At 73.0% G+C, this 16,744-nt stretch carries 12 protein-coding genes; 9 read left to right on the top strand and 3 right to left on the bottom strand.

Annotated features, from left to right (window positions below):
- The first annotated feature begins 112 nt into the window (after window positions 1-112).
- The 4 genes from FHU30_RS03230 to FHU30_RS03215 all read left to right on the top strand — a co-directional run bounded on the left by FHU30_RS03230 (window position 113) and on the right by FHU30_RS03215 (window position 6,507).
- Window positions 113-1,342: a serine hydrolase domain-containing protein gene (locus FHU30_RS03230; protein ID WP_253871246.1), complete on the top strand. Its 1,230-nt coding sequence runs from the start codon at window positions 113-115 to the stop codon at window positions 1,340-1,342.
- Between the two features lie 106 nt (window positions 1,343-1,448).
- On the top strand, window positions 1,449-2,387 hold the full coding sequence (locus tag FHU30_RS03225) for a DNA-3-methyladenine glycosylase family protein (RefSeq protein ID WP_253871245.1): 939 nt from the start codon (window positions 1,449-1,451) through the stop codon (window positions 2,385-2,387).
- Window positions 2,388-2,721: 334 nt separating this feature from the next.
- The gene (locus FHU30_RS03220) at window positions 2,722-3,666 is read left to right on the top strand and encodes a LysR family transcriptional regulator (protein ID WP_253871243.1); all 945 of its coding nucleotides are present in this window, start codon (window positions 2,722-2,724) and stop codon (window positions 3,664-3,666) included.
- Window positions 3,667-3,924: 258 nt separating this feature from the next.
- Entirely contained in the window at window positions 3,925-6,507 is a 2,583-nt protein-coding gene (locus tag FHU30_RS03215; RefSeq protein ID WP_253871241.1) for a bifunctional FO biosynthesis protein CofGH, read from the top strand.
- Window positions 6,508-6,599: 92 nt separating this feature from the next.
- On the opposite strand, the gene FHU30_RS03210 is transcribed toward FHU30_RS03215, so the two are convergent.
- Both FHU30_RS03210 and cofD read right to left on the bottom strand, forming a co-directional pair.
- Window positions 6,600-7,886, bottom strand: coding sequence for a coenzyme F420-0:L-glutamate ligase (locus FHU30_RS03210; protein WP_308211169.1), 1,287 nt, complete (start codon window positions 7,884-7,886; stop codon window positions 6,600-6,602).
- Complete coding sequence (gene cofD, locus FHU30_RS03205) at window positions 7,883-8,830, bottom strand: 2-phospho-L-lactate transferase (RefSeq protein WP_253871239.1); 948 nt, start codon at window positions 8,828-8,830, stop codon at window positions 7,883-7,885. The genes FHU30_RS03210 and cofD overlap by 4 nt, the downstream gene beginning before the upstream one ends.
- Window positions 8,831-9,016: 186 nt before the next feature.
- Between cofD and FHU30_RS03200 the strand changes: the two genes are divergently transcribed.
- The 4 genes from FHU30_RS03200 (at window position 9,017) to FHU30_RS03185 (ending at window position 15,643) form a co-directional block, all read left to right on the top strand.
- The gene (locus FHU30_RS03200; RefSeq protein WP_253871237.1) at window positions 9,017-10,102 is read left to right on the top strand and encodes a hypothetical protein; all 1,086 of its coding nucleotides are present in this window, start codon (window positions 9,017-9,019) and stop codon (window positions 10,100-10,102) included.
- Between the two features lie 306 nt (window positions 10,103-10,408).
- Window positions 10,409-10,624, top strand: a complete 216-nt coding sequence (locus tag FHU30_RS03195; protein WP_253871882.1) for a WhiB family transcriptional regulator — start codon at window positions 10,409-10,411, stop codon at window positions 10,622-10,624.
- Window positions 10,625-10,850: 226 nt separating this feature from the next.
- Window positions 10,851-14,186: a glycosyltransferase family 2 protein gene (locus FHU30_RS03190; protein ID WP_253871235.1), complete on the top strand. Its 3,336-nt coding sequence runs from the start codon at window positions 10,851-10,853 to the stop codon at window positions 14,184-14,186.
- The gene (locus FHU30_RS03185; protein WP_253871233.1) at window positions 14,183-15,643 is read left to right on the top strand and encodes a DUF5719 family protein; all 1,461 of its coding nucleotides are present in this window, start codon (window positions 14,183-14,185) and stop codon (window positions 15,641-15,643) included. Before FHU30_RS03190 ends, FHU30_RS03185 begins: the two co-directional genes overlap by 4 nt.
- 71 nt (window positions 15,644-15,714) lie before the next feature.
- Here the strand turns inward: FHU30_RS03185 and FHU30_RS03180 are convergent, their stop codons facing one another.
- Window positions 15,715-16,161: a metallopeptidase family protein gene (locus FHU30_RS03180; protein ID WP_253871231.1), complete on the bottom strand. Its 447-nt coding sequence runs from the start codon at window positions 16,159-16,161 to the stop codon at window positions 15,715-15,717.
- A gap of 148 nt (window positions 16,162-16,309) precedes the next feature.
- Between FHU30_RS03180 and FHU30_RS03175 the strand changes: the two genes are divergently transcribed.
- A complete protein-coding gene (locus FHU30_RS03175; protein WP_253871229.1) occupies window positions 16,310-16,669 on the top strand; it encodes a DUF3499 domain-containing protein in 360 nt (119 codons plus the stop codon).
- Window positions 16,670-16,744 lie beyond the last annotated feature (75 nt).

Below are 16,744 nucleotides of genomic sequence, written 5' to 3'. Positions count from 1 at the left end.
CGTCAGGGATCGGTCTCAGGGACGGCTCGGGGTTCATCCGGAAGGGCCGGACCCGTTCGGTTCATCCGCCGGGTCGATCTTTCGGCGCCGGGTTCGTCAGAGGCTTTTGGCCATGCGCAAACTCCCTCTGTTCACCGCGGCCGCCGCGGTGACCGCCCTTCTCGCGGCCGTCCCCGCGGTCGCCTCCGCCGGCACGACCGGCGCGGCCGGCAAGGCCGCCGCGCTGGCTCCGACCGGCGCGCTGCCCCCGCTCGACCCCGCCGCGCTGAAGGCGGCCATCGGCGGGCTGCCGAACGCGACCGTGACCGGCGCGATCCTGAAGGTGTCCGGATCGGCCGGGAACTGGCAGGGCGTGTCCGGCGTGCGGGACGTCCGGACGAAGGCCCCCGTCCCGGCGAACGGCCGGTTCCGGATCGGCTCGGTCAGCAAGGTCTTCACGGCGGCCCTGATGCTGCAGCTCGTCCACGACGGCAAGGTGGACCTGGACCGGACCGTCCAGCACTACGTGCCCGGCCTGCTGCCCAAGGCGTACCCGCCGATCACCGTCCGGCAGGTGCTGAACCACACCAGCGGGCTGCCGACCGACGGGAACCTCGGTTTCGGCGACGCGGACTGGTTCGTCGCGCACCGCCTCGACTCCTGGACGATGCGGCAGATCGTCGCCGACGGCGTCCGGTACCCGATGGCCGCCGCGCCGGGGACCGTCCAGCAGTACAACGGGCTGAACTACTGGGTCGCGGGCGTCGTGATCGAGAAGGTCACCGGCCGCACCTACCAGGACGAGGTGACCCGCCGGATCATCCGCCCGCTGCACCTGAAGGACACCTTCGCGCTCGACCGGCGCGACCCGCGCCTGCCCGGCCCGCACGCGCACGGGTACGTTGCCGTCCAGGAGAACGGGAAGACCGTGCTGCGCGATGTGTCCCGGCAGAGCCCCTGGCCCGCCGCCGAGGGCGGCCTGATCTCCAGCACGTCCGACCTGACCAGGTTCATCTCGGCGCTGTTCCGCGGCCGCGTCGTGCCGAAGCCGGAGCTGAAGGAGATGTTCCGCGTCCCGGACGTGCCGTACAAGGGCCACGACAACTGCGTCATCTCCAAGACCCCGGGGCGCGCCTGCTTCGGCCTCGGCCTGGCGCGGTTCGAGAGCTCCAACGGCGTGGTGGCGTGGGGCAAGAGCGGTTCGCGCCCCGGGTACACCACCGGCCTGATGGCGACCCGCGACCTGAGCCGCGTCATCGCGTACTCGCTCAACGCGACCGGCAACAAGGACGGCTCCGAGGGGCCGTACGTCGTGAGGATCGCCGCCGCCACCTTCGACCCCACCCTCACCTCCGGCCACTGACCTGCACGTTCGGCCGCCCGCTGCGAGCGGGCGGCCGGTCTGAGCCCGGCACTCACCGGCCGTCCGCCGTGCGCGAGCGGCCGTTCTGTCCCCGGGGTCGCATAACGTGGACGCGTTTCCGGAGCGGGGAGGCGTCATCCAGGAGCGGGAGTGGCGGCCGCCGTGGGACGTCGATCTGGGCCTGGTTCTCAGGACGCATCGGCGCGGCACAGGTGATCCGGCGTTCGCGATCGACGCGGGCGGTGGGTTCTGGCGTGCCGTCAGAACGCCGGACGGCCCAGGAACCGTCCGGCTGCGGCGCTGTTCGGACGTGATCCAGGCGTCGGCGTGGGGGCCGGGCGCGGGCTGGCTGCTCGACGCGGTCCCGGAGATGCTCGGCGCGGCCGACGACCCGTCCGGTTTCGAGCCGCGCCACGACGTGCTGCGCGAGACGGCGCGGCGCCACCCCGGCCTGCGCATCGCGCGGACGAACCGGGTGTTCGAGGCGCTCGTCCCGGCCGTCCTGGAGCAGAAGGTGCTGAGCACGGAGGCGTGGCGGGCGTGGCGCTACCTGCTGCGCCGGTTCGGCGCGCCGGCGCCGGCGCCGTCCGGCGTGCTCACCGACCGGCGGCGGCCGCTGGACCTGTGGGTCCCGCCGGCGCCGGAGGAATGGGCGCTGATCCCGTCGTGGGAGTGGCACCGGTCCGGGATCGAGGCGGTCCGGGCGCGGACGATCATCGGCGCGTGCCGGGTCGCGTCCCGGCTGGAACGCGACGCGGCCGAGTCCCGGCTCCGCTCACTTCCCGGGATCGGGGTGTGGACGGCGGCCGAGACCCGGCAGCGGGCGGTCGGTGACGCGGACGCGGTGTCGGTCGGCGACTACCACCTGTCCGGCGTCGTGGGCTGGGCGCTCACCGGCAGCAAGACCGACGACGCGGGGATGCTGGAGCTGCTGGAGCCGTACCGGGGCCACCGGCATCGGGTCACGCGCCTGCTGGAACTGAGCGGCGAGCGTCCGCCGAGGCGCGGCCCGCGGCTTCCGGTCCGCGACTACCGGAGCTTCTGACCGGCGCGTCCGGGCGTGTGCGGCGCGGCAGCCAGAAGTTGCCGCGGGCCCAGTCGAGCCCGTCCCGGGTGTCGCGGCCGAACAGCGGGCCGAGGACGGCGAGGGCGATGAGGGCGAGGATGAGGTACATCTGAGAAGTCCTTTCGCATCGGATGCTCGTGAGCCCTGGCCTGGGCTCGGACTTCCCGCGCGGGTGGTGCGGGCCGGGGTGACGCCTTGCCGTCCCCCCGGCCGCACTCACAGTTTGACGCGGTCCAATGTTCAGGTCCAGCGACAGTTTCTTCAGCGTTCGTGTAAGAATCCCTTCACTATGTTGGATCTGGGCAGGTTGCGGGTGCTTCGCGAGCTTCAGCAGCGCGGCACGGCGGGCGCGGTCGCCGAGGCGCTCGGGTACAGCCCGTCCGCGGTGTCGCAGCAGCTCGCGCAGTTGCAGCGCGAGGTCGGCGTGCCGCTGGTGGAGAAGGTCGGGCGGCGGCTGCGGCTGACCCCGGCGGGCGAGGTGCTGGCCGCCCGCGCGAAGACGCTGCTGGACGAGGCCCGCCGCGCCGAGGAGGAGGCGCTCGCCGCGTCCGGCCGGGTCGCCGGGACCGTCCGGATCGTCGCGTTCCAGACGGCGCTGCTGCACGTCCTCGCGCCCGCGCTGCCGGGGCTCGCGTCCGGCTACCCCGATCTCACGGTGGACGTCCTGGACGAGGAGTTCATCCGCGTCCTCCAAGCGCTCGCGCTCCAGGAGATCGACGTCGCGCTGACCGACGAGCATTCGCAGCTGCCGCGCGTGCGCCGTCCCGAGCTGGTCGCCGAGGAACTGCTGAGCGAGCCGGTCCGGGTCGCGCTGCCGGAGGGGCATCCGCTCGCCGCGTCCGGCGAGCCCGTCCCCCTGGACGCCCTGCCGAACGAGCTCTGGGTCGCCGGGCACGTCGGCACCAACCACGCCGACGTGCTCGAACGCGCCTGCCTGGAGCTGGCGGGCTACCGTCCGGACGTGCGCTACCGCACCAACGACATCATGGTGATGTTCGCGATGATCGCGCACGGCGGCGCGGTCAGCGTGATGCCCGACCTGGCCTTCGCCGAGCAGCAGCCCGGCGTCGTCACCCGGCCGCTCGCCGGCGAGCCGCTGCGCCGCCGGATGGTGATGTGGACGCGCGTCGGCGCCGACGTCCGGCCGTCCGTCCGCGCCCTGCTGGACGCCCTGCGCGCGTCGGCGGGCGAGCTGGCCGCGCGCCGTCCCAGCCTCGTCCGCGGCCCGAACGTCCCCAAACCCGAGTGCCTGAGCTGAACGTCAGTGCTGAACGGTTGTGCTGAGCGCTTGGGCCGAGCGGAGCGGCCGAGTCGAGCGCCGGAAATGAGTGCGTGACCCGAGCGCTTGAGCTCGGCGGCGGGAATTCGGCGCGCATTCGGGAACAGGACGGGACGAGCCGTTGCTGTCCTTCGTGACCGCGGCGATGGCGTGGCCCTCGCCGGGCGGTTCTCCACGTGACGCACATCGCGGGCCCCGCTCGCTGCCGGAATATGACGCTTGGCATAGAGTTCGCGCATGGACGTTGAGAGCACGCGTGCATCCGCTCCCTCAGAAGCCGCCCTCCGCCGGGCGCTCGCGCGGGCGCGCGACGGCAAGACGCTCGACCCGACCGAGGCCACGATCCTGCTGCACGCCCGGGGCGCGCAGCTCGACGACCTGCTGGCGCACGCCGCCCGGACCCGCGACGCGGGCCTGGACGCGGCCGGGCGCCCCGGTGTGATCACCTACAGCCGGAAGGTCTTCATCCCGCTCACCCGCCTGTGCCGCGACCGCTGCGGCTACTGCACCTTCGCGACCGTCCCGCACCGGCTGGAGTCGCCCTACCTCAGCCCGGACGAGGTCCTCGACATCGCCCGCCAGGGCGCGGCGATGGGCTGCAAGGAGGCGCTGTTCACCCTCGGCGACCGGCCCGAGGACCGCTGGAAGCCGGCCCGCGAGTGGCTCGACGCGCACGGGTACGACGACACGCTCTCGTACGTGCGCGCGATGGCCGTCCGCGTACTGGAGGAGACCGGCCTGCTGCCGCACCTCAACCCCGGCGTGATGACGTGGCAGGACTTCCAGCGGTTGAAGCCGGTCGCGCCGTCCATGGGGATGATGCTGGAGACGACCGCGACGCGCCTGTTCAGCGAGCGCGGCGGCCCGCACTTCGGCTCGCCGGACAAGGACCCGGCCGTCCGGCTGCGGGTGCTGGAGGACGCGGGCCGCAGCAACGTCCCGTTCACCACCGGCATCCTGATCGGTATCGGCGAGACGGTCGAGGAGCGGGTGGACGCGATCTTCGCGATCCGCCGGACGATGCGCGAGTACGGCGCGGTCCAGGAGGTCATCGTCCAGAACTTCCGCGCCAAGCCGGACACCAAGATGCGCGACACCCCGGACGCCGAGCTGGAGGAGCTGGCCGCGACGATCGCGGTGGCCCGGCTCGTCCTCGGGCCGAAGGCGCGCATCCAGGCGCCGCCGAACCTGGTGGACGACCAGTACAGGCTGCTGCTGCGCGCCGGGATCGACGACTGGGGCGGCGTCTCGCCGCTCACCCCGGACCACGTGAACCCGGAGCGGCCGTGGCCGCACATCGACGAGCTGGCCGCGCGCACCGCCGAGGCCGGCTTCACCCTGCGCGAGCGGCTCACGATCTACCCCGAGTACCTCAAGCGCGGCGAGCCGTGGCTCGACCCGCGCCTCGCCGGGCACGTCGCCGCGCTCGCCGACCCGGAGACCGGCCTCGCCCGCGAGGACGCGGTGCCGGAGGGCCGCCCGTGGCAGGAGCCGGACGGCGGCTTCACCGCGTCCGGGCGCACCGACCTGCACGTCTCCATCGACACCGCCGGCCGCACGTCCGACCGGCGCGAGGACTTCGACTCGGTCTACGGCGACTGGGACGCGGCGCGCGAGCGCATCGCGACGGCTCCGCAGCGTTTCGATACCGACATCAAGGCCGCTTTGGCGTCAGCCGAAAGCGATCCGGCCGGCCTTTCCGACGATGCGGCGCTCGCGCTCCTCCACGCGGACGGACCGGAACTCGACGCGCTCACCAAGCTCGCGGACGACCTGCGCCGCGAGGTGGTCGGCGACGACGTCACCTACGTCGTCACGCGGAACATCAACTTCACGAACGTCTGCTACACCGGCTGCCGGTTCTGCGCGTTCGCGCAGCGCCGCACGGACGCCGACGCCTACACGCTCTCCCTGGAGCAGGTCGGCGACCGCGTGGACGAGGCGTGGGCGGCGGGCGCGACCGAGGTCTGCATGCAGGGCGGCATCCATCCGGACCTGCCCGGTACCGCCTACTTCGACCTCGCCCGCGAGGTGAAGAAGCGCGCGCCGGAGATCCACCTGCACTCCTACAGCCCGATGGAGGTCGTCAACGGAGCCGCGCGCACGGACCTGTCGATTCGCGAGTGGCTCGTCGCGGCGCGCGAGGCTGGTGTGGATTCGCTGCCCGGCACGGCCGCCGAAATCCTCGACGATGATGTCCGCTGGGTGCTGACCAAGGGGAAGCTGCCCGCAGACCAGTGGGTCGAGGTCGTCACCACGGCTCACGAGCTCGGCATCCGGACGACGTCCACGATGATGTACGGGCACGTGGACACGCCCGCCCACTGGGTCGCGCACATCAAACTGCTGCGTTCGATCCAGGAGCGGACGGGCGGCTTCAGCGAGTTCGTGCTGCTGCCGTTCGTGCACCACAACTCGCCCATCTACCTGGCCGGACTCGCGCGGCCGGGGCCGACCGTCCGGGAGAACGTCGCCGTGCACGCGCTCGCGCGCATCCTGCTGCACGGCGCGATCGACAACATCCAGACGTCGTGGGTCAAGCTCGGCGACGAACTGTGCACGCGCGTCCTGCAAGGCGGTGTGAACGACCTGGGCGGCACGCTCATGGAAGAGACCATCAGCCGCATGGCGGGCTCCGAGAACGGCTCGTTCAAGGCCATCAGTGAGCTTGAGGCCATTGCCGAGCGTGCGGGCCGTCCGGCTAAGCAGCGCACGACGCTCTATGGCGTCCCTACCGCCGAACGTATTGCCGCGGCACGCCGCACGGACGGTATCGGCGACTTCGGGCAAGGACGCGCGCTTCCGCTTATCGCGACCTGAGAATGCGTTAGGGCGGAGGGCTTATCGGGCCCTCCGCCCTAACGGATCGCTGCGTGTCGCTGCGCTGCGCGGTGCCGCGCGGTGCCGCGTGCTTAGCGGACTTCGATGAACGCTTGGGGGGAGCGCGGCGGGCGCTGGCGCGGGGGTGCGGCGGCATGGCCGACACCGACGGCGCCCATCGGGTCCCAGTCGTCCGGCAGGGCGAGGACGTCGCGCACGACGTCCCGGCAGAACATCGTGGACGACACCCAGCACGAGCCGAGGCCCTGCACGGCGAGCTGCACCAGCAGGTTCTGCACGCCCGCGCCCGTCGCGACGACGAACATCTCGCGCTCGGCCGTCGAGCGGCGCTCGTCCGGGTAGTCGTGCGAGCCGTCCATCACCAGGCACGGGACGACCAGGTACGGCGCGCGGCGCAGCACGTCGCCGCGCTTCAGCCGCTTGGCGATCGACTCCTCGGTCTTGCCGTCCCGGCGCAGGTCGGCCTCCCAGGTGTCGCGCATCGCGTCGAGCAGCCGGGTGCGCGACTCTTCCGACTCCAGCAGGACGAACCGCCACGGCGTGGTGTGGTGCGGCGCCGGGGCGGTGATCGCCGCGGCGACCGCGCGCCGGACGGCCTGCGGATCGACCGGTTCGTCGGAGAACTCCCGGATCGTCCGGCGTGCGTACAGGACGTCCGCCGAGCCGTACCGGAACATGTCCTCGTCGGGGGAGCGCAGCAGAGCGCGCGCGCCGGGGCCGTCCTCGTCCGTGACCAGGTCGCCCAGGCCGCGCACGACCGCCACGGGGACGCCCGAGAGCTTGCCCTTGGCCAGCTCCGCCGCCGAGGCCAGCTCGTCCGCGACGGCCGTGATGGTGGCGAACAGGTCGTTGCCATAGGCGTCGGTGCGTCCGCGGAAGTCGTCCAAGGGGGACATGCCGGCGACACCGATCGCGTTGTCGGTCAGGCCCTCGCGCCAAGGGCGCCCCAGAGTGTCGGACAGGATGACCGCTACGTTCGCGCCGGTCAGCTCGCGCACGCGCGCGCGAAGGCGCCGGGCGGACGCGTCGGGGTCCAAGGGCAGCAGCAGGACGGTTCCGGGCTCGGTGTTGGACGCGTCCACGCCGGCGGCGGCCAGGACGAGCCCCTGCCGCGTCTCGACGATGCGCGTCTCGCCGCGCGCGTGGACGCGGCGCGCGACGACCCGGACGGTCTCGGCCTCGATCGCCTTCTCCCGGTCGTCCGCGACCAGGACCCGGCCCTCCGCCTTGCTCACGATCTTGGACGTGACGACCAGGATGTCGCCGTCCTGCACCAGATCGGCGGGGATCAGCGCGGCGATGTCGTCGCCGTCCTTGACCTCGGGCATCCCGGGGACGCCGAACACCTGGAAGCTCACCGGGCGCCCGCCAGCTCCCGCGCGAGGTCGAGCGCCTCCTGCGCGATCGCCTGCGTCGCCTCGGGGTCGCTCATCAGCAGCGGCCTCGAACGGACCTCGATCCCCTCGACGGCCACGCCCTTGTCGGCCTCGTCCACGAGCCAGCCGTCCAGCAGGTCGGCGCCGTAGTGCTCGGCGACGGCCTGCGCGGACGTCTCGACGCCGATCGCGGTCAGGCACGCGTCGGCCATGCCGCGCACGGGAGCGCCGCCGATGATCGGCGAGACGCCGACCACGGTCTTGCGCTCGACCGCGTCCTTGATGCCGGGGATCGACAGGATCGTCCCGATGCTCACCACCGGGTTGGACGGCGGGAACAGCACCGCGTCCGCCGCCTCGATCGCCTTCAGCACGCCCGGCGCGGGCTTCGCCTCGTCCGCGCCGACCGGCGCGATCGACACGGCGGGCAGCGACGCGCGCAGCCGCACCCACCACTCCTGGAAGTGGATCGCGCGGCGGCCGTGCTCCGGGTCGTCCACGACGACGTGCGTCTCGACCTGGTCGTCGGTCATCGGGACCAGCCGCACGCCCGGCTTCCACCGGTCGCACAGCGCCTCGGTCACCGCGGACAGCCGGTACCCGGCCGCGAGCATCTGCGTGCGCACGATATGCGTCGCGAAGTCCCGGTCGCCGAGCCCGAACCAGGACGGCCCGACGCCGTATTCGAGCAGTTCCTCCTTGACGGTGAAACTCTCGTCCCGGCGCCCCCAGCCCTGCTCCTCGTTGATGCCGCCGCCGAGCGTGTACATCACGGTGTCCAGGTCGGGGCAGACCCGGAGACCGAACAGGGAGATGTCGTCTCCGGTGTTGCCGATCACGGTGATCTCGGCCTCGGGGGCGGCCGCCCGCAGTCCGCGCAGGAAGCGGGCCCCACCGATGCCGCCCGCCAGCGCCACGATCCTCATGTTCCCAGCCTAGAGGCGCTGAAGGTGCCGCTCGTGCGCGCAGGGGTGTGACCTGGACGTGATCGGGATGTGAATGGACGCCACGCCCCTCTTATCGGCGAGGGCGGAGCGGGCATGGCGTGAGGAGATGTGCGAAGCTTTTTCTGGAATCCGGAAACGCAACCGTCACCACCGGGAGATGCCACCGTGAACACGGAAGCCGTCCAGCGCCTGCGCGAGCCGGTCGCCTGGGTCCTGCTTGCCTCGGCGGGAGTCCAGTTGTTCGCGGGCATCGTCGCGCTGTTCGGGCGCGGCTCCTTCACTTTCCACGCGCTCACCGAGACCGACAGCGGCACCTTCACCAACGTCGCCGTCACGGGGATGCTGGCGTTCGCGGTCTGGCTGGTGACCTCCCGTCCGCAGGGCCCGACGCCGCAGTCCCGGACGATCGTGATCGGCGCGCTCGGGGTGCTCGGCGGGATGGCCCTGATCGGTGTCATCTGCTGGCTGGCCAGCATGTTCGCCGGATCCGACTACGCCTCGGCGGTCGGCAAGCTGTCGGCGTTCCTGTACGGCGCGGCCAAGCTCGCGGTGATCGGCGTCGGCGCCTGGTACGTCCTGACCATCCTGCAGGGCATGCAGCCGGCCCGTCCGGCCGCGCCCGCCCCCGGCCAGTACCCGGGCTTCGGCTACCAGCCGCCCGGCGCGCAGGGCCAGGTCGGCGACCAGCAGCAGTACCAGCAGTACGGCCAGCAGGGTTACGGCCAGCAGGCGGCGTACGGGCAGCAGGCGCAGCCGGGCTACGGCCAGGAGCAGCAGCAGGCGTACGGGCAGGAGCAGCAGGCGTACGGGCAGGAGCACGGGCAACAGCAGTATGGCCAGCAGGCCACGTACGGGCAGCAGCCTGGATCGACGCAGCCCGCCCCGGGCCAGCCGGGCGCCGCGCCCCAGCAGCAGTACGGCGCGCAGCAGGGCTACTACGGCCAGCAGCCCGGCTACCAGCCGCAGCCCGGGCAGCCGGGACAGCCCGGTGCGCAGCAGCCCGGCCAGCCCGGCCAGCCCGGCCAGCCCGGCCAGCCCGGCGCCGAGCAGCAGAGCGGCGAGACGCAGGCCGACGAGGAAGAGATGGGCGAGTGGACGCGCGCCTACGGCGGTGGCCGGGCGAGCGGCGAGCACCCGCAGAGCGGCCACGAGGGCCAGCGGGGGCAGTCCGGGCAGTCGGGCCAGCACGAGCAGCAGGGCGGCTCGGAAGAGGGCGGCGACTGGTACAGGGACAACCGTCCGCCGCAGTGATGCGTTGAGATTTTCCGATCTTTCATTGGCAGAGGTCGGCAGGGTGGTGGGCGCACGTCCACGCAGGAGCAAAACCGCGTTGAACCGGCGTGCGCCATCTCCCAAAAAACCCTCTTTGCCCACTTGGAAACTCGTTCGGCTTGACGGAGCGGGCGCTACACGCGTGTAATTTCGTCGGTGTAGTTCTATGCCTTCTCGGGGGATGGAGCCTGGGGGAAGGCATCGACCAGGGGGGCTCCACGGGCTAGGAGGTGCGCTGTGAGCGAGGTAGTGATCCCGCTGGCGCACGGCACAGACGGTGAAGAGATGGGCTGGCAGGAGCGTGCCCTGTGCGCGCAGACGGATCCGGAGGCGTTTTTTCCGGAGAAGGGCGGCTCCACTCGCGAAGCCAAGAAGGTGTGCCGCGCATGCGAGGTCCGGGCCGAGTGCCTGGAGTACGCGCTAGAGCATGACGAACGATTCGGAATTTGGGGCGGACTGTCGGAGCGTGAACGGCGCAAGCTGAAGCGCGCGGCCGTCTGACCGCGAAGCCGGGTGCTCGCGCACCGCTTCCCTGTGCCGCCCAGGCGGCACGGTGCGGGCACCCGGCCTCCGCATGCCCCGGCGAGGGGAGCGGTGGCGAAACGCCTGGATATGGGCGAAATGGGGGGTTCTCGGGCGGGGTCGACCGTCCACGCGTACAGTGGGCTGCCGTGTCGGCCGGGGGCGCCGGCACGGCCGAACGCCGCCGACCTCGGAGCGACCCCGCTTGCCCTCCCCACTCGACCGGCACGCCGTCACCGCCGTCCTCGTCACGCATGACGGGGTGCGCTGGCTGCCGGAGGCGCTGAAGGCGCTGCTCACCCAGTCCCGCCCGGTGCGGCGGCTGGTCGTCGCGGACACCGGAAGCCGCGACCGCGGACCCGACGTCGCCGCCGAGGTGGTCGGGTCGGACGCCGTCGTGCGCCTTTCGCGGACGACCGGTTTCGGTGAGGCCGTCGCCGCGGCGCTGCGTCACCCAGGTGCGACCCTGCCCAACGCCTCTGCCGGACCCGACCGTTCTCCGGACGGGGCGTCCGGTGCCGAGGTCGAGTGGATCTGGCTGCTGCACGACGACTCGGCGCCCGCGCCCGACGCGCTCGCGCGGCTGCTGAAGGTCGCCGACGCCGATCCGCGCATCGGCGTCCTCGGCCCCAAGCTGCGCGGCTGGAACGACCGGCGCGTCCTGCTCGCCGCCGGCGAGACCATGGACGGCGCGGGCCGCCGCGACCTCGGCTTCGACCCCGGCGACTTCGACCAGGGCCAGCACGACGGCGACCGCGATGTCCTGGTGGTGAGCACCGCCGGGATGCTCGTCCGGCGCGACGTCTGGGACCGCTTGGGCGGCCTTGACCCGCAGTTCGGGCTGTTCCGCGACGACGCGGACTTCTGCTTCCGGGTGCATGCCGCCGGGCTGCGCGTCGTCGTGGTGACGGACGCGGTCGTCCATCACGCGGAGGCCGCGCGCCGCGGCATCCGGGAGATCGGGCTGACCGACGAGCCCCTCCGCCGCCTCGACCGCCGGAACGCGATGCTGGCGCTGCTCGCCAACCGGCCCGTCCGCGCGCTGCCCGGGACGTTCGCGCGCATCGTCTGGTCGACGTTCCTGCACGTCGCGTGGCTGCTGCTGGTGAAGCGCCCGGACGCCGCCAAGCAGGAGTTCGGCGCGCTCATGGCCGTCCTGCGCTCGCCGAGGCGGCTGTGGCGGGCGCGTTCCGCGCGGGCGGAGGGCCGTGCGCACGCGCACCGGTACGTCCAGCGGTTGATGGCGCACGGGCTGGCACGCCGGCGCGCGAACGAGGCCCTGCACGTGTGGCTTGCCGAGCGCGATGCGCGTCGCGCCGCCGAACGCGAGGACGCTCCGCTGGAGGACAACGGCTGGCGCGCGGTGGCTCGTCGATTCCTCGCGCGCCCGGGCGTACTGCTCGTGCTGGCGCTGACCGTCGTCACTGTGGCGGCGGAAAGGTCGCTGGTCACTACGGGCACGCGTCTCGCAGGGGGTGCGCTGGCCGCGCCTACGGGCGGTGCGTCGGACCTATGGCACGCGTATGCGGCGGCCTGGCATCCGACAGGGCTCGGTAGCGATCCGGGGACGCCGCCATGGGTCGGTGTGCTCGCGCTCGTATCCACGCTGACGTTCGGGAAGCCGTGGGTGGCGGTGAACCTCCTGCTGCTCGGCAGCGTTCCGCTTGCCGGTGTCACCGCGCTGGTCGCCGCCCGCCGCCTGATTCCGCCGCGCACGCCATACAGAGCTGCACTGCGCCTATGGGTTGCGGGCACTTACGCCCTACTGCCCGCTGCGACAGGGGCTATCGCGGACGGACGCCTTGGCACGTCCATGGTGATCGTGCTGCTGCCGCTGATTGCGCTGCTGGCCTACCGCGCCCTAACGGACGTCGTCGATTCCCGGGCCTCGGGACGTGCTGCTTGGGCGACGGCACTTTTCCTGACCGTCGCCATGGCGTTCGTGCCGCTCGCGTGGCCTCTGGTCGTGGCCGCCGCTGCGCTGGTCACGGCCCCGCGGGGGCTGCCCGTGGATCGCGGCGCCCGGAACATGCTGATCGTCGCGGCCGTCCCGCCGCTGCTGCTCGGACCGTGGACGCTCGGGCTGCTCCTGCATCCGTCGCGGTTCCTGCTGGAGGCGGGCGTGCTGCCGACCGGGCGCGCGCCGGCTACTGCCGCTGACCTGCTCGGCTTGGCGCCGGGCGGCCCGGCGGTGCCGTGGGCGGTCGCCGGGCTCGGACTGGCCGCCTTCGTGGCTCTCCTCGTGCGCGAGCGCCGAGGGCTGGTGCTCACGGGTTGGGGGCTCGTCGGGTTCGGGTTGGTGACGGCGATTCTTTTGAGTTCGCTTACGGCCTCGTCCGGTTCTGACCGCGCGCCCTACTGGTCGGGTGTTCCGCTCCTGTTCGCCGGGGTCGGTGCTGTGATGGCCGCTTCCGTCGGCCTGCGCCGTGCCGTCTTCGCGGTGACCGGGCAGCGGCGCCTCGTGCGCGCAGGGGGAGCGCTGCTGCTCGGCGCCGCTTGCACGACGCCCGTGCTAGCCGCGTGCGTCTGGATAGCGGACGGCGCGAGCGGACCGTTGGGACGCTTCGACCCCGACACCATCCCGGTCTTCTTGCACGACTCGACAGGCCCGCGCACGGTCGTCCTGCGGGACGAGCCGTCCGGGCGGGTGGACTACACCGTCCTGCGCGGTGCCGCCCCCGGGCTGGCCGACACCGCCGTGCCGGACGGCTCGTCCGCGCGGAACCGTCTGGACGCCCTGGTTTCCGGGCTCGCGGGTGGCACGGACACCGACGAAGCGCCGGGGTTCGGCGCACTTGGCGTCCGGTATGTGCTGGTCAGGCACCCGGGAGACGATCCGCTGACACCCGTTCTGGACGCCGCGCCGGAGCTGAGCCGACTGAGTCGGTCGGCTGACTTCGCCACCTGGGAGGTCCGCGCGCCCGCCGGGCGCCTCACCGTCCAGGACGGCGATGGCCGGACGGTCAAGGTCTTGCCAGGAGGGAGCAGCGCCGCGCGGACCGACGTCCGCATCCCGCCGGGCAACGGCCCCCGGACGCTCACGCTGGCCGAGCCGGATGACGGAGGCTGGCACGCCACGCTCGACGGACACCCCCTCAAGGGGCGTTCGGTGAACGGCTGGTCGCGCGTGTACGAGGTTCCGGCTACAGGCGGGGCGTTCGCCCTCTCGCATGGCATGCGGATGCGGCACATCTGGATCGCTTTCCAGGGCGCGGCCCTGCTGGCGGTGCTGTTCCTGGCGCTTCCCGGTGCTCGCCTGGACGAACCGGCGCCGACGGCCGCGCAGCAGGCGCGAGCCCATGGGCGCCGGGCGCCGACGACCGCCGCCACAGCGTTGCGCCGCGCCACACGCCAGTTCCGCCAGAAGCCGGACGAGCCCGTAGGCAGCCGCCACCGCGCGGCCTCGCACGCACGCCTTCGCTACTTCAAGCGTCCCGCAGAGGCCGAAACGCCGCACGCGCAGGAGTCGGCAGCCACAAGCGCCGCTGACGCAGGGAGCGCCACCGAGGTCGCGAGCGCTACCGAGGAGGAGCGGTCGTGAAGATCAAGCTCGGCCTGCCCAAGATCAAGCTGGGATTGCCCGAGGCCAGGCTGCCCAAGGTCGGGCCGGGACTGCTCCGGAACCGGTACGTCGTGGCGGCAACGGTCCCGGTCGCCTTGGCCGCCCTCTACGGAACCGCGACCGTAACTCGTCCTGGGGAGCCGCACGCAGGCAAACCCGTCCAGCAGGCCATCAGGAGCGCCGTGCTGGCCTGCCCTGGGGGAGAAGCCGGGCGCGTGGCCGTCCAGACGGCTTCGGTCCCTCACGCGCGCGGACGAGTCTCGATCGAGGGACCGCGTCCAGCCCTCATCACGTCCCCCGGACAGCACTGGACGGCCGACATCGGCCCCCGCGCCAAGGCCCCCGTGATCGTGCGCGCGGACGGGGACCTGGCAGCGGGCCTCTCCGCGCGCTGGACGACCCTCTGGCCGCACGGACGGGACCGGGGCGCCGCCGCCACCCGCTGCGTCCAGCCGGGCTTCGACCAGTGGTTCCTGGGGCCCGGGCCGCTCGCCGCCGAGGATCTTCAGCTCGTCCTGACCAACGTGGACGGCACGCCCGCGTCCGTGGACCTGACCGCGCTCTCCGGCGAAGGCCCCCTCGACACGCTCGACGGGCAGGGCGTCGCCGTCGCCCCGCATTCCTCGCGCGTCGTGCGGATCGGCGCGTCCAAGGAAGGGCTCGGCGCGGTCGTCCAGGCGGCGCGGGACCTGGCTTTGCGCGTGCGGGCCACATCCGGACGCGTCGCCGCCGCCCTGCGCGTCCGGGTCTCCCCGGGGCACGGCATCGACTGGGAGCCCGTCTCGTCCGCCCCGGCGAAGTCCCTGGTCCTGCCCGGCGTGCCCAGCGGGCCGGGCGATCGGCGGCTTCTGGTGGCGGTTCCGGGGGAGCAGGGCGCCAGGATCCGCGTGCGCCTCGTCGGGCCGGACGGGACCGTCCCCCTGAAGGGCCAGGACGGCGCCTCCGGGCAGCCGAGGACCGTGGCGACCTTCGACCTGCACCCCACCCTGGCCGGACGCCCCGCGGCGGTCCTGGTCGACTCGGACAAGCCGGTAGTCGCCGGGTTCACGGCCACCCGGGGCGCGGACGTGGCCTTCGGGACGTCCTCAGCGCCCCTGGGGCCCGGAACCGGCCCTGGAGAGGTCCCCGACGCCCGCCTGGGCGGCGGCCTCGTCCTGACGGCCCTCACGCGGACCGTCACGGTCACCCTCACGCCCGTGGGCGGCGGCGAGCCCCGCACGATGGCCGTCCCGGCGGGCCGGACGATCGAGACGTCCTACTTCCTGCCCGGTACGCGCGGATTGGCCGCAACCGGACTCCGCATCGAGCCGGACGGCCCGCTCTACGCGGGCAGCACGCTCGTCACGTCCGGCCTGGTCACAGCGGAACCCGTGCCGCCGTCGCCGCTCGTCCAGCTGCTCCCGCCCGCGCACGACACGCACCACACGCTGGACTGATCACGACTACGCAGCGTGCCCGGCCCTCGTGCGCGCCTGGTCGGCCCTCGGGCCTCGTGCGCGCGTGGGGGCTATTCCTCGTAGCTGGGGTCCACGGTCTCGGGGGACATGCCCAGCAGGTCGGCGACCTCTTCCACGAGCAGGTCGCGCACGAGGCGGGCCTGGTCGCGCTCGGTCGTGGCCCGCGCCTCCACCGGGCGCCGGTAGATCACCACGCGGACGGGCCGTCCGCCCTCGCCGGGCAGGGTCGCGCCCAGCGGCACCGGGCCCTCCTCCGGGAGCGGGACGTCCGGGACGTCCTCGACCGCGAACTCGACCTGGGCCAGCTCGCGGCCCCAGCGCTGGGCGATGCGGCGCACCTCGTCGGCCACCAGGTCGTCGAACCGCTCGGCGCGGGTGCGCGAGATCGGGCTCTGCGGAGGCGTCAGCGGACCACGGAGGCCGCGGCCGTGCCGGTCGCGGCGCCGTGTCTGAGGGCTCGCCGAAGGGCGGCCCGCGCCTGCCACACGGGATCGCACACGTCCAGAGTACCCCCGCGCGCGCTTTCGCCCCGCCCGTCCGGCGCCCTCACGGATTGTGATCGTTATCGCGGAAATCGACCGGTAACGGCGACACGTACCGCGCGGTGGTGGCGGACGCCGTCCCGGCGGGGTACGGTCGGCCATCGTGAGCCCCGTCCGCATCTGCTCCCGCACCGCCTGCAAGGCGCCCGCAGTCTTCACGCTCACGTACGTGTACCGCGATTCGACCGCGGTCCTGGGGCCGCTCGCCACGTACGCCGAGCCGCACTGCTACGACCTGTGCGCGGAGCACTCCGAGCGGCTCACCGCCCCCATGGGCTGGGAGCTGGTCCGGCTCCCCGTCGAGACCGAGACCGAGCCCAGCGCGGACGACCTGGAGGCCCTCGCCGACGCCGTCCGCGAGGCCGGACGTCCCGCCCCCGGCAACGCCGGTGGCGAGCCCATAGGGCAGGCCACCGAAGTCGGCCGCAAGGGCCACCTGCGCGTCCTCCGCAGCACCGACTAGAGCCCGCGGCCTTGGCCCGGCGGCTCGGCCCTTCGCAGCGGCGACCCGCCACTTGACGTTCTCTTGCATCCGCCC

The organism is Actinomadura rupiterrae (assembly GCF_024172125.1).
In the GTDB taxonomy this organism is placed as follows: Bacteria; Actinomycetota; Actinomycetes; order Streptosporangiales; family Streptosporangiaceae; genus Spirillospora; species Spirillospora rupiterrae.
This window is presented reverse-complemented; position numbering and strand designations above follow the sequence as displayed.

Coding starts and splice junctions, on each gene's coding strand:
- FHU30_RS03215 (WP_253871241.1), top strand. CDS start 3,925: ATGGACGTTGAGAGCACGCGTGCATCCGCTCCCTCAGAAGCCGCCCTC.
- cofD (WP_253871239.1), bottom strand. CDS start 8,830: ATGAGGATCGTGGCGCTGGCGGGCGGCATCGGTGGGGCCCGCTTCCTG.
- FHU30_RS03230 (WP_253871246.1), top strand. CDS start 113: ATGCGCAAACTCCCTCTGTTCACCGCGGCCGCCGCGGTGACCGCCCTT.
- FHU30_RS03195 (WP_253871882.1), top strand. CDS start 10,409: ATGGGCTGGCAGGAGCGTGCCCTGTGCGCGCAGACGGATCCGGAGGCG.